The sequence below is a fragment of the Streptomyces sp. AB3(2024) genome, from assembly GCF_041862025.1.
GTDB lineage: Bacteria > Actinomycetota > Actinomycetes > Streptomycetales > Streptomycetaceae > Streptomyces.
The window spans coordinates 72,576-85,198 of record NZ_JBGWAB010000022.1; the positions used below are offsets into that span (position 1 = coordinate 72,576).

A 12,623-nucleotide genomic window follows, 5' to 3' on the forward strand; every position below is an offset into this window, starting at 1 on the left:
TTGCACAAGGCGGCCTTTACGATAGGGGCCGTGTTGAACCCCTTCGCATACCTCGCCAGCCGCTGGACCCCGTCACCCCGGACCGTCCGGCGCGCCGCGCTCGCCGCGCTCGTCATGAGCGTGCTCATCGTCGTCACCGGTGGCGCCGTGCGGCTGACCGGATCCGGTCTCGGCTGCGACACCTGGCCCAAGTGCACCGACGAGAGCCTGGTCGTGACGCAGGCGCAGGGCTTCCACGGGGCCATCGAGTTCGGCAACCGCATGCTGGCCTACGTGCTCTGCGCGGCCGTCGGCGGGATCATCCTCGCGGCCCGCTCGGCCACGCCCTGGCGGCACTCGCTGACGCGGCTCGGCTGGCTCCAGTTCGCGCTCGTGATGGGCAACGCGGTCCTGGGCGGCATCACCGTCCTGACGGGGCTCAACCCCTACAGCGTGGCCGGCCACTTCCTCCTCGCCACCAGCCTGATCACCGTCACCACCGTCACCTGGCAGCGCACCGGCGAGGGCGACACGGCCCCCCGTCCGCGCGTGCCCGGTCCGGTGCGCAAGCTCTCCTGGGCGCTGGTCGCGACCACCTTGGTGCTGATCGCGGCCGGTACGGTCGTCACGGGCTCCGGCCCGCACGCCGGCGACAGCAGCGACATCAAGCGCATGCCGTTCGACTGGGCCACCACCGCGCACGTGCACGCGATCGCCGCCTGGCTGGTCTGCGCGCTCGCCGTCGCGATGTGGCTGGTGCTGCGCGTCGTGGACGCCCCCGACGACACCCGGGCGCGCGCCCGTGACCTGCTGGTCGTACTGCTCGCCCAGGGGGCCGTCGGCTACGTCCAGTTCTTCACGGACGTGCCCGAGGTGCTGGTCGCCGTGCACATGCTGGGTTCCTGCCTGGTCTGGATCTCCGTGCTCCGCGTGGTGCTGAGCCTGCGCGAGCGCTCCGCCGACCGGGCGGAAGCCCCGGCGCGGGACGACGCGCAGCTCTCCGCGGTCTGACCCCTCCCGGCCGCCCCGGCCTCCGGGCCGGCGGCGGCCGTCCTCAGCCCCGCTCGTCCAGCCGGTAGACGCGCCGGGCGTTGCCGGCCGCGACCATCGCCGCCACCCGGTCCGCGTCCCGCCAGGACCAGGCCCCGTCGGCGACCCAGCCGCCCAGGACCCGGCCCAGCGCCTCCCGGAACACCAGCGCGCCGACCGCGTGCAGCTCCGGCAGGCGCCGGCCCCCGCTGGAGAACAGCAGCTTCCCGAAGGGCGCGAGTTCCAGCAGCTCGGCCAGGACGGCGGCGGCGCGGGCACCCGTCGCCCCGAGGGCGGGTCCGAGATCGGCGTGGACGTGCGGATGCGCCGCGGCCAGCCCGGCCGTGTGCCGGTGGTACGGGTACCCGCCGAGCAGCACCAGCTGCGTCCCCAGGCCCTCGGTGGCCCGTACGAACCCGGTCAGCGCCCCGGGCTCCCGCGCACCGGTGTGCAGCTGGACCGGCAGCCCGCAGCTCACGGCGCTCCACAACAGGTGCCGCAGGAGTACGGGGTCCCGTACGGCCCCTCCCCCGGCCCGCCCGGCCAGCCACCGCCCGGCGGCCCCGCGCACCTCACCGGGGCCCGGCGGGCTCGGGTCGTCCGCGAGCGCGCGGGCGTATCCGGTGGCGGCCCCGCAGCCGAAGGCGACGGCCGAGGCAGCGGCGCGGTGGACGGCGCCGCCCAGGTTGGCCAGGAAGGCCGCGACGGTCCCGGAGGTGTCGGCGGCCCGCTCGGCGAGCAGTTCCAGCCGGACCACCTCGAAGGCCTCCGCCTCCCCGGTGAGTGCCAGTTCCTTGGGTCCGGTGAGGTCCCCGGACGCCCCCGTGTCGACCAGGTAGGCACCCACCCCGGAGCCGCGCAGCAGCCGCCGCCCGGTCTCCGCGGGCCCGAGTTCGCGTCGCCGGGCCAGGTAGCGGGCGGGCGCGCAGTGGGGCTCCAGCCCGAGCAGCGGCGGACACCAGCGGCGCACGGCGAAGCCGGCCTGGGTGTCGAAGAAGGTGGTACCGGCGGCGGGCGGGCCGGCCGCGCCGGTCAGCTGGGCCTCGAACGTGGCGAGTCCCAGCTCCGTGCGGAGCACTCCGTGGCAGTGCTGGTCCACCAGGGGCGGCGTTTCGATCATCCGGGCATCCCGTTGCGGACGTGAGGAAGCGGGTTCCACGGTCCTAACGGGTGAGCGGGGCAGTTGGTTGTGCTCGCGCTGTTGACCGAGCCTTCGCGGGCCCGTTCGCCCCGGGGCGCGCGGCGCCGTTCGCCCCGGGGCGCGCGGCGCGCCCCTTCGGCCCGGGAGCCCACGGGCCGTGGACCGGGGCGCGGTCGGCCGCGGGGCTACGCCGGGTTGGCCGGGCCGCCCACCTGGATTCCCGCCATGCGGGTCCACTCGTACGGGCCGGTCCGGACGCGGGCGGCGAACTCTCCGTCGAACTCGTCGTGGAGGGTCAGCCCGGCCTGCTCGGCGGCCAGCCGGGCCACGGTGTGCGTCCGGGCGACCAGGTCGCCCCAGCCGCCGTCCGTGCCGACGAGCACGATGCGGGTGCCGGCCTGGCCGATGTGGGCGAGGTGGCCCTCGGCGCCGCCGTGCTGCTTGGCGAACGCGCCGATCTCTCGGGCCAGCTTCGCCGCCCTGCGGGCCTGCTTCTTGTCTGCTGCGGTGTCTGCGGTCTCCGCGGTCTCTGCCATGAACGGCATGCTACCGGCGAGTAATCAGCGGAGGAAGGGATCCACGGCCACGGCGACGAAGAGGAGCGACACATAGGTGATGGACCAGTGGAACAGCCGCATCTCCTTGAGCTTCGCACCCGTCACCCCGGCCTTGGCGCGGGCGCTCAGCGCGTGCGCCTCCCACAGCCACCAGCCGCCGGCCACCAGGGCGACCGAGGTGTAGAACCAGCCGGTGTACCCCAGCGGGGTCAGCAGCAGCGATACCGCCACCATCACCCAGCTGTAGAGGACGATCTGCTTGGCCACGGCCTTGTTGCCCGCCACGACCGGCAGCATCGGCACGCCGACGCGCGCGTAGTCGTCCTTCACCTTCATCGACAGCGGCCAGTAGTGCGGCGGCGTCCAGAAGAAAATGACGAGGAAGAGGATGACCGCGGCCCAGGAGACCTCGTTCTTGACGGCCGACCAGCCGATGAGGACCGGAAGGCAGCCGGCGATCCCGCCCCAGACGATGTTCTGCGCCGTGCGCCGCTTGAGCAGCATCGTGTACACCACGACGTAGAAGAGGAGCGCGCCGAGCGAGAGCGCGGCCGACAGCCAGTTGATCAGCAGACCGAAGAACAGGGTGGAGATCACGCCGAGCGAGATGCCGAAGACCAGGCACTCGCGGGGGCTCACCATGCCGGTCACCAGCGGACGCTGCGCCGTACGGTCCATCAGCGCGTCGATGTCGCGGTCGATGTACATGTTCAGCGCGTTGGCGCCGCCCGCGGAGAGGTAGCCGCCGAAGCAGGTGGCGAGCACCAGCCACATCGGCGGCACGCCCTGCTCGGCGAGGAACATCACCGGCACTGTGGTGATCAGCAGAAGTTCGATGATCCGCGGCTTGGTCAATGCCACGAAAGCCATGACCCGGGCCCCGAACGGCCGGTGACCGGGGCTCGTCCCGAGCACCCCCGCTGGACGGGATTCGACGGCCGTCACGCACACCCCTGAGAGAGAATCCAGCAAGCTCCGACTCGGACCCTTCAGGACATGAAGGCCCGGTAAAGGCTTGCGCGTACCACGCCACTCTAGACGTTGCACTTGCGTCGCCCCGCGCGGGGGTCGTCTCGTGTTGGGCGGATCGGACCGGACGGACGGTTCACGCGCGCGGACGCCGGATGAACAAGGGGCACCGACCCGGCGACGCACTGTCTGCACTCGAATAGCCGCACCCCCTCGCGGGGGTAGGCTCGGAATCGCGCCGGTGCGTCGTTCGTCACCGGGAATACAACATGTGGAGAGGAGCCCTGACCAACGGTGAGCACCAAGCCGACCACCACAGAGCTCGAATGGACCGAACTGGACCAGCGGGCCGTCGACACCGCCCGCATCCTGGCCGCGGACGCGGTCCAGAAGGTCGGAAACGGCCACCCCGGTACGGCGATGAGCCTGGCCCCCGCCGCGTACACCCTCTTCCAGAAGGTCATGCGGCACGACCCGGCGGACCCCGAGTGGGTCGGCCGTGACCGTTTCGTGCTCTCCGCGGGGCACTCGTCCCTGACCCTCTACACCCAGCTCTACCTGGGTGGCTTCGGCCTGGAGCTGGACGACCTCAAGGCGTTCCGCACCTGGGGCTCCAAGACCCCCGGACACCCGGAGTACGGCCACACGGCCGCCGTCGAGACCACCACCGGCCCGCTGGGCCAGGGCATCGCCAACGCGGTGGGCATGGCCATGGCCGCCCGCTACGAGCGCGGTCTGTTCGACCCGGAGGCGGCCACCGGCACCTCCCCGTTCGACCACATGGTCTACGCGATCGCGGGCGACGGCTGCCTCCAGGAGGGCATCTCCCACGAGGCGTCCGCGCTGGCCGGCCACCAGAAGCTCGGCAACCTCGTACTGCTGTGGGACGACAACCACATCTCCATCGAGGGCGACACCGAGACCGCCGTCTCCGAGGACACCCTGAAGCGCTACGAGGCGTACGGCTGGCACGTCCAGCGCGTGGCCCCGCAGGCCAACGGCGACCTCGACCCGAAGGCGCTGTTCGAGGCCTTCCAGGCCGCCAAGGCCGAGACGGAGCGTCCGTCCTTCATCGCGGCCCGCTCGATCATCGCCTGGCCGGCCCCGCACGCCCAGGGCACCGAGGCCTCCCACGGCTCGGCCCTCGGCAACGACGAGGTCGCCGCGACCAAGCGCGTGCTCGGCTTCGACCCGGAGCAGACCTTCGCGGTCTCCGACGAGGTCATCGCCCACACCCGCGCCCTCGGGGACCGCGGCCGTGACGCCCGCGCCGCCTGGGAGAAGGAGTTCTCCGCCTGGCGCACCGCCAACCCGCAGCACGCCGCCGAGTTCGACCGCGTCAACGCCAACGAGCTGCCCGCCGGCTGGGAGGACAAGCTCCCCGTCTTCGAGACCGGCAAGGGCGTCGCCACCCGCGCCGCCTCCGGCAAGGTCCTCGAAGCGCTCGGCGCGATCATCCCGGAGCTGTGGGGCGGCTCGGCCGACCTGGCCGGCTCCAACAACACCACCATCGACAAGAACTCCTCGTTCCTGCCGAAGGGCAACCCGCTGCCGGAGGCCGACCCGTACGGCCGCACCATCCACTTCGGCATCCGCGAGCACTCCATGGCCGCGGCCATGAACGGCATCGCCCTGCACGGCCACACCCGCATCTACGGCGGCACCTTCCTGGTGTTCTCCGACTACATGCGCAACGCCGTCCGCCTGTCCGCGCTGATGCACCTGCCGGTGACGTACGTGTGGACGCACGACTCCATCGGCCTCGGCGAGGACGGCCCGACCCACCAGCCGGTCGAGCACGTCGCCGCGCTGCGCGCCATCCCGGGTCTGAACGTCGTCCGTCCGGCCGACGCGAACGAGACCGCCATCGCCTGGCGCGAGATCCTGCGCCGCCACACCAAGGTGTTCGGCAAGGGCGCCCCGCACGGTCTGGCGCTGACCCGCCAGGGCGTGCCGACCTACGAGCGCAACGAGGACGCCGCCAAGGGCGGGTACGTGCTGTTCGAGGCCGAGGGCGGCCCCGCGCAGGTCGTGCTCATCGGCACCGGTTCCGAGGTCCAGCTCGCCGTCGCCGCGCGCGAGGCGCTGCAGGCCGAGGGCGTTCCGGCGCGCGTGGTCTCGATGCCTTCGGTCGAGTGGTTCGAGGAGCAGGACCAGGAGTACAAGGACAGCGTTCTGCCGCCCTCCGTCAGGGCGCGAGTCGCGGTCGAGGCCGGCATCGGCCTGACCTGGCACCGTTACGTCGGTGACGCGGGCCGGATCGTCTCGCTGGAGCACTTCGGTGCCTCCGCCGACGGCGCCGTCCTGTACCGCGAGTTCGGCCTCACCGCCGAAGCCGTGACCGCAGCCGCCAAGGCCTCCATCACCGCCGCCGCGCGCTGAGTCCGGCACCAGAACCAAGTAGGAGATGCAATTCCCATGACAGACGCACTCAAGCGCCTCTCCGACGAGGGCGTGGCGATCTGGCTGGACGACCTGTCCCGCAAGCGCATCACGTCCGGCAACCTCGCCGAGCTCATCGACCAGAGCCACGTGGTCGGTGTCACCACCAACCCGTCGATCTTCCAGAAGGCGATCAGCAGCGGTGACGGTTACGAGCAGCAGCTCGCCGACCTCGCCGCCCGCAAGGTCACCGTCGACGAGGCGATCCGGATGATCACCACGGCGGACGTCCGCGACGCCGCCGACATCCTGCGCCCCGTCTTCGACGCGACCGAGGGCCAGGACGGCCGCGTGTCGATCGAGGTCGACCCGCGCCTGGCGCACGAGACCACGGCGACCATCGCCGAGGCCAAGCAGCTCGCCTGGCTGGTGGACCGCCCGAACACCCTGATCAAGATCCCGGCGACCGAGGCCGGCCTGCCGGCGATCACCGAGGTCATCGGCCGGGGGATCAGCGTCAACGTCACGCTGATCTTCTCGCTGGAGCGCTACCGCGCGGTCATGGACGCGTACCTGGCGGGCCTGGAGAAGGCGAAGGCCGCCGGCCTGGACCTCTCCGAGATCCACTCGGTCGCCTCCTTCTTCGTGTCCCGCGTGGACAGCGAGATCGACAAGCGCCTCGACGGCATCGGGACCGACGAGGCGAAGGCCCTGAAGGGCAAGGCGGCCCTCGCCAACGCCCGTCTGGCCTACGAGGCCTACGAAGAGGTCTTCTCCTCCGAGCGCTGGGCGGCCCTGGACCGGGCGCACGCCAACAAGCAGCGCCCGCTGTGGGCCTCGACCGGCGTCAAGGACCCGGCGTACAAGGACACCCTGTACGTGGTGGACCTGGTCGCCCCCGGCACCGTCAACACCATGCCCGAGGCAACCCTGGAGGCCACCGCCGACCACGGCGAGGTCTCCGGCGACACCATCCGCGGCACGTACGAGCAGGCTCGCGCCGAGCTCGACGCGGTCGCGAAGCTGGGCATCCCGTACGACGATGTGGTGCAGCTGCTCGAAGACGAAGGCGTCGAGAAGTTCGAGGCGTCGTGGAACGACCTGCTGAAGTCGACCGAGGCGGAGCTCAAGCGCCTCGCCCCCGCGGAGGACTGAGTATTTTGTCGGTGAACGGAGCGAACCCGCTTCGTGACGCACAGGACCGGCGGCTCCCGCGCATCGCGGGGCCGTCCGGCCTGGTCATTTTCGGCGTTACGGGTGACCTGTCGCGCAAGAAGCTGATGCCCGCCGTCTACGACCTGGCGAACCGCGGCCTGCTGCCGCCGGGCTTCTCCCTGATCGGCTTCGCCCGCCGCGAGTGGCAGGACGAGGACTTCGCCCAGGAGGTGCACGACGCTGTCAAGCAGCACTCCCGCACCCCCTTCCGCGAAGAGGTCTGGCAGCAGCTGGTCCAGGGCTGCCGGTTCGTCCAGGGCGATTTCGACGACGACGCGGCCTTCGAGACCCTGAAGGCCACCATCGAGGAACTCGACAAGGCACAGGGGACGGGCGGCAACTTCGCCTTCTACCTCTCCGTGCCCCCGAAGTTCTTCCCCAAGGTGGTCCAGCAGCTCAAGGACCACGGTCTGGCGCAGAAGGAAGGCTCCTGGCGGCGCGCCGTCATCGAGAAGCCCTTCGGCCACAACCTCAAGAGCGCGGAAGAGCTCAACAAGGTCGTCCACGAGGTCTTCCCCCGTGACGAGGTCTTCCGGATCGACCACTACCTCGGCAAGGAGACCGTCCAGAACATCCTGGCGCTCCGCTTCGCCAACACCATGTTCGAGCCGATCTGGAACCGGTCGTACGTCGACCACGTGCAGATCACCATGGCGGAGGACATCGGCATCGGCGGCCGGGCCGGCTACTACGACGGTATCGGCGCCGCGCGCGACGTCATCCAGAACCACCTGCTCCAGCTGCTGGCGCTGACCGCGATGGAGGAGCCGGGCTCCTTCCACCCCAAGGCGCTGGTGGCCGAGAAGCTCAAGGTGCTGACCGCCGTGGAGCTGCCCGAGGACCTGGGCAAGCACACCGTGCGCGGCCAGTACTCGGCGGCCTGGCAGGGTGGCGAGAAGGTCGTCGGGTACCTCGAAGAGGACGGCATCGACCCCAAGTCGAAGACCGACACCTACGCGGCCATCCGCCTGGAGATCAACAACCGCCGCTGGGCGGGCGTCCCCTTCTACCTGCGGACGGGCAAGCGCCTGGGCCGCCGGGTGACCGAGATCGCCGTGGTCTTCAAGCGGGCGCCGTACCTGCCGTTCGAGTCGGGCGCGACCGAGGAGCTGGGGCAGAACGCCCTGGTCATCCGGGTCCAGCCGGACGAGGGCGTGACCGTCCGCTTCGGCTCCAAGGTGCCGGGCACCTCCATGGAGGTCCGGGACGTCACGATGGACTTCGCCTACGGCGAGTCCTTCACCGAGTCCAGCCCCGAGGCGTACGAGCGGCTCATCCTCGACGTCCTCCTCGGCGACGCGAACCTCTTCCCGCGTCACCAGGAAGTCGAGCTGTCCTGGAACATCCTCGACCCGATCGAGGAGTACTGGGACAAGCACGGCAAGCCCGCGCAGTACCCGGCGGGCACCTGGGGGCCGGTCGAGGCGGACGAGATGCTCGCACGAGACGGACGGAGCTGGCGCCGGCCATGAAGATCGACCTCACGGAGACCACCTCCAGCAAGATCAACGCCGCGTTGGTGCAGGCGCGCCGGGACATCGGCACGCCGGCCATCGGCATGGTCCTCACGCTGGTGATCGTGACCGACGAGGAGAACGCGTACGACGCGCTCAAGTCGGCGAACGACGCGTCCCACGAACACCCCTCGCGGATCGTCGTCGTGGTCAAGCGGGTCAGCCGTTCCCCGCGCAGCCGCCGTGACGCCCGCCTCGACGCGGAGCTCCGCGTCGGGGCGGACGCGGGCAGCGGGGAGACGGTCGTGCTCCGCCTGCACGGCGAACTGGTCAACCACGCCCAGTCGGTGGTGCTCCCGCTCCTGCTGCCCGACGCCCCCGTGGTCGTCTGGTGGCCCGAGGGCGCTCCCGCGGACCTGGCGGGCGACCCGCTGGGCGCGCTGGGACAGCGCCGGATCACGGACACGTACTCCTCCGAGAAGCCCGTCGCCGCGCTCGGCGAGCGGGCGGCGGCGTACGCCCCGGGTGACACCGACCTGTCCTGGACCCGGATCACCCCGTGGCGTTCGATGCTGGCCGCCGCACTGGACCAGCAGAACCTGTCGGTCGACTCGGCGACCGTCGAGGGCGAGGACGAGAACCCGAGCTGCGAGCTGCTGGCCATGTGGCTCGCGGACCGTCTCGGGGTGCCGGTCCACCGCGCCCGCTCCGGCGGGCCGGGGCTGACCGCCGTACGGCTGGAGACCAAGGACGGCACGATCGTCCTGGACCGGGCGGACGGCTCGCTGGCGACGCTGTGCATGCCGGGGCAGCCCGACCGCGCGGTGGCGCTCAAGCGCCGGGACACGGCCGAGCTGCTGGCGGAGGAGCTTCGCCGGCTGGACCCGGACAACACCTACGAGGCCTCGCTGAAGTTCGGCGTGGCCCGCCTGGAGGCGGCCGCCCCGGCCGCCGCCGCGGCTCCGGCCGAGGCGGAGCCCGAGGCTCCGGCCGTGGCCCCGGCCAAGCCCGCCGCCAAGGCGGCGAAGAAGGCCCCGGCCAAGTAGCGGTACCGGTGAAGGGCGGAGCGGCTCCCCGCCCCGCCCTTCACCCGTTCCCCGGTGCTCCGCCCCGGACCGGAACCACCGCACGACCCGAACTACCAAGAAGGCGGCAGCACATGGGTATGACGACTCCCCAGGTCGTCGTCCACCGGGACAAGGAGCTGATGGCCCAGGCCACGGCGGCCCGGCTCATCACGAAGATCGTGGACGCGCAGGCCGCCCGTGGCAGCGCCTCCGTGGTCCTGACCGGCGGCCGCAACGGCAACGGCCTGCTCGCGGCCCTCTCCGTCGCCCCCGCCCGGGACGCGGTCGACTGGTCCCGCATCGACCTCTGGTGGGGCGACGAGCGCTACGTCCCCGCCGACGACCCCGAGCGCAACCACGTACAGGCCCGCGAGGCCCTCCTGGACTCCGTCCCGGTGGATCCCGCGCGGGTGCACGTCATGCCCGCCTCCGACGGCCCGTACGGGGCGGACGTGGACGCCGCGGCGGCCGCCTACGCGGCGGAGCTGGAGCGGGCCTCCGGGCCGGAGGACCACGGTCCGGTCCCCACCTTCGACGTGCTGATGCTGGGCGTCGGCCCGGACACTCACGTGGCCTCGCTGTTCCCGGAGCACCCGGCGGCCCGGGAGACCGAGCGCACCGTCGTCGGTGTGCACGGCGCCCCGAAGCCCCCGCCCACCCGGGTCTCCCTGACCCTCCCGGCGATCCGCGCGGCCCGCGAGGTGTGGCTGCTGGCGGCCGGCGAGGACAAGGCCGCTGCGGTGGCCGTCGCGCTCGGCGGCGCGGGCGGGGTCCAGGCCCCTGCCGCGGAGGCCTACGGCCGCAGCCGCACGCTGTGGCTGCTGGACCGGGCGGCGGCGGCCAAGCTGCCGAGCGGGATGTACTCCCCGGCCTCCTGAACGCGCGAAAGCGCCCCGCACCGGTCGGTGCGGGGCGCTTTCGCGTTCACTCCGGGAGGGCTCAGCGGCCGCGCAGTTCCCGGTACCTGGCCACGAGCGCCCGCGTCGAGGGGTCGAGGCCCGGCACGTCGGCCCCCTCCACCAGGGCCGGCTCCAGCCGCTTGGCGAGGACCTTGCCGAGCTCGACGCCCCACTGGTCGAAGGAGTCGATGTTCCACACGGCCCCCTGGACGAACACCTTGTGCTCGTAGAGGGCGATGAGCTGCCCCAGCACCGACGGGGTCAGCTCGCGGGCGAGGATCGTCGTCGTCGGGTGGTTGCCCCGGAAGGTCTTGTGCGGGACGAGCTCCTCGGCGACGCCCTCCGCGCGCACCTCCTGCGGCGTCTTGCCGAAGGCCAGGGCCTGCGTCTGGGCGAAGAAGTTGGCCATCAGCAGGTCGTGCTGGCCCACAAGGCCGGGGAGCAGGTCGTCCACCGGCCGGGCGAAGCCGATGAAGTCCGCCGGGATCAGCTTCGTGCCCTGGTGGATCAACTGGTAATACGCGTGCTGCCCGTTGGTGCCGGGGGTGCCCCAGACGACCGGGCCGGTCTGCCAGTCGACCGGATCGCCGTCGCGGTCGACCGACTTGCCGTTGGACTCCATGTCGAGCTGCTGGAGGTAGGCCGTGAACCGGGACAGGTAGTGGCTGTACGGCAGGACCGCGTGGGACTGCGCGTCGTGGAAGTTGCCGTACCAGATCCCCAACAGGCCCATCAGCAGCGGCGCGTTCTCCTCCGGCGGCGCCGTGCGGAAGTGCTCGTCCATCAGGTGGAAGCCGTCCAGCAGCTGCCGGAAGTGGTCCGGGCCGATGGCGATCATCAGGGAGAGCCCGATGGCCGAGTCGAAGGAGTAGCGGCCGCCGACCCAGTCCCAGAACCCGAACATGTTGGCCGTGTCGATGCCGAACGCGGCGACCTTCTCCTCGTTGGTCGACAGCGCCACGAAGTGCCGGGCGACGGCCTCTTCACCGGCCTTCAGCTCCGTGAGCAGCCAGTTCCGCGCCGAGGTGGCGTTGGTGATGGTCTCGATGGTGGTGAAGGTCTTCGAGGCGATGATGAAGAGCGTCTCGGCCGGGTCCAGGTCGCGCACGGCCTCGTGCAGGTCCGCGCCGTCGACGTTGGAGACGAAACGCACCGTCAGGTCGCGGTCGCTGAAGGCCCGCAGGGCCTCGTACGCCATCGCCGGGCCGAGGTCGGAGCCGCCGATGCCGATGTTGACGACGTTCCTGATGCGCTTGCCGGTGTGGCCCGTCCACTCCCCCGACCGGACCCGGTCGGAGAAGGCCGCCATCTTGCGCAGGACCGCGTGCACCTCCGGGACGACGTCCTCGCCGTCGACCTTCACGACGGCGCTCTCCGGGGCGCGCAGCGCGGTGTGCAGGACCGCCCGGTCCTCGGTGATGTTGATCTTCTCGCCGCGGAACATGGCGTCGCGCAGTCCGGCGACGCCGGTCGCCGCGGCCAGTTCGCGCAGCAGCGCGAGCGTCTCGTCGGTGACGAGGTGCTTCGCGTAGTCGATGTGCAGGTCCCCGGCCGCCAGGGTGTACTTGGTGCCGCGCTCCGGGTCCGCCGCGAACAGCTCCCGCAGATGCGTCTGCCCCAGCTCTTCGCGGTGCTTGCCGAGCGCGTTCCACTGCGGCGTCCGGTCAAGCCGCGTACGTCCCGCCCGTCGCCCGCCACCACCCTCGTTCGACGCGCTCCGCGCGGCGGCCTGGTTTGCGTTCATCTCGGACATCAACCCACTTCTTCCGTCCTGTTGTGCCCCGCCGCCTCCAAACCTAAGGGATCCGAGGGGGGACAACGGACAAAAAGGGGCCCGGGCCGCGGGCTTCGCTCTGCCGCCGGGCGGGCCCCGTGTCACTCTCAAGGGTGGTGCGGTTGTAGCCGTTACTATTTTAAGGCGCGGAGGTTTG

10 protein-coding genes are annotated in these 12,623 nt (G+C 71.5%); 6 read left to right on the forward strand and 4 right to left on the reverse strand.

The window, feature by feature from the left end; genetic code table 11:
- Window positions 1–990, forward strand: coding sequence for a heme A synthase (locus ACEPPI_RS12610; protein WP_373915310.1), 990 nt, complete (start codon window positions 1–3; stop codon window positions 988–990).
- 43 nt (window positions 991–1,033) lie between these two features.
- Here ACEPPI_RS12610 and ACEPPI_RS12615 read toward each other — a convergent pair whose 3' ends face one another.
- The 3 genes from ACEPPI_RS12615 to ACEPPI_RS12625 all read right to left on the reverse strand — a co-directional run bounded on the left by ACEPPI_RS12615 (window position 1,034) and on the right by ACEPPI_RS12625 (window position 3,657).
- Window positions 1,034–2,128, reverse strand: coding sequence for an amidohydrolase family protein (locus tag ACEPPI_RS12615; RefSeq protein ID WP_373915311.1), 1,095 nt, complete (start codon window positions 2,126–2,128; stop codon window positions 1,034–1,036).
- A 206-nt stretch (window positions 2,129–2,334) separates the two neighbouring features.
- Window positions 2,335–2,694: a hypothetical protein gene (locus ACEPPI_RS12620; RefSeq protein ID WP_373915312.1), complete on the reverse strand. Its 360-nt coding sequence runs from the start codon at window positions 2,692–2,694 to the stop codon at window positions 2,335–2,337.
- A 15-nt stretch (window positions 2,695–2,709) separates the two neighbouring features.
- Complete coding sequence (locus tag ACEPPI_RS12625) at window positions 2,710–3,657, reverse strand: heme o synthase (protein ID WP_280914813.1); 948 nt, start codon at window positions 3,655–3,657, stop codon at window positions 2,710–2,712.
- A gap of 312 nt (window positions 3,658–3,969) precedes the next feature.
- Between ACEPPI_RS12625 and tkt the strand changes: the two genes are divergently transcribed.
- From tkt to pgl, 5 genes are all read left to right on the forward strand, one after another.
- Entirely contained in the window at window positions 3,970–6,057 is a 2,088-nt protein-coding gene (gene tkt / locus ACEPPI_RS12630; RefSeq protein ID WP_373915313.1) for a transketolase, read from the forward strand.
- A gap of 36 nt (window positions 6,058–6,093) precedes the next feature.
- The gene (tal, locus tag ACEPPI_RS12635; protein ID WP_373915314.1) at window positions 6,094–7,212 is read left to right on the forward strand and encodes a transaldolase; all 1,119 of its coding nucleotides are present in this window, start codon (window positions 6,094–6,096) and stop codon (window positions 7,210–7,212) included.
- A gap of 2 nt (window positions 7,213–7,214) precedes the next feature.
- The gene (gene zwf, locus ACEPPI_RS12640) at window positions 7,215–8,744 is read left to right on the forward strand and encodes a glucose-6-phosphate dehydrogenase (protein WP_373915322.1); all 1,530 of its coding nucleotides are present in this window, start codon (window positions 7,215–7,217) and stop codon (window positions 8,742–8,744) included.
- Window positions 8,741–9,772, forward strand: coding sequence for a glucose-6-phosphate dehydrogenase assembly protein OpcA (gene opcA / locus ACEPPI_RS12645; protein WP_373915315.1), 1,032 nt, complete (start codon window positions 8,741–8,743; stop codon window positions 9,770–9,772). The genes zwf and opcA overlap by 4 nt, the downstream gene beginning before the upstream one ends.
- Window positions 9,773–9,891: 119 nt before the next feature.
- A complete protein-coding gene (gene pgl, locus ACEPPI_RS12650) occupies window positions 9,892–10,671 on the forward strand; it encodes a 6-phosphogluconolactonase (protein WP_373915316.1) in 780 nt (259 codons plus the stop codon).
- Between the two features lie 61 nt (window positions 10,672–10,732).
- Here pgl and pgi read toward each other — a convergent pair whose 3' ends face one another.
- Window positions 10,733–12,445 (reverse strand): glucose-6-phosphate isomerase, encoded by a 1,713-nt coding sequence (gene pgi, locus ACEPPI_RS12655; protein ID WP_373915317.1) that lies wholly within the window; start codon window positions 12,443–12,445, stop codon window positions 10,733–10,735.
- Window positions 12,446–12,623 lie beyond the last annotated feature (178 nt).